Raw genomic sequence first — 400 nt, 5'->3', positions numbered from 1 at the left:
GACGCAGTGCGTCAACGATCTGCTGCTCGCTGTACTTGCTCTTGCGCATGTGGGCTCTCCTCTGCTCGGCCACCATCATGCCCTCGGTCTCTACTTTTCGCTGGACCTATTTTTGGGGAAGGGGACAATCCGATGAATCCACGTCCGGACTCGCCGGACCCGCTTCATAATCCCGAGCCACCGTCGGATGGCTCGGCTTTAGCCGTCGGGCCGATGCCCGCCACTGCTCCCAGTCCACCTGCTCCAGCCATTCCACGCCCGCGAGCTCGAACGAAATCCGTATAGCATCGACAATCTGGCGAAACTGCCAGTCCTTCATCTCGGTCCTCTGACCCACCTCCGTCAGATAGCGCTCGACGTCGGCAGGGCACTGCTCCGCCAGCTTCCGATCCGGAAAAGC

The 400-nt window shown here is 61.0% G+C and carries 1 pseudogene; it reads right to left on the bottom strand.

From position 1 onward, the window contains the following. Nucleotides 1-106: 106 nt before the first annotated feature. Nucleotides 107-400, bottom strand: a pseudogene (locus tag EBL84_RS17440) (integron integrase); the annotation flags it as partial.

Origin of the sequence: Marichromatium sp. AB31 (genome assembly GCF_003718685.1) — a bacterium.
Classification (GTDB): domain Bacteria; phylum Pseudomonadota; class Gammaproteobacteria; order Chromatiales; family Chromatiaceae; genus Marichromatium; species Marichromatium gracile.
This window is presented reverse-complemented; position numbering and strand designations above follow the sequence as displayed.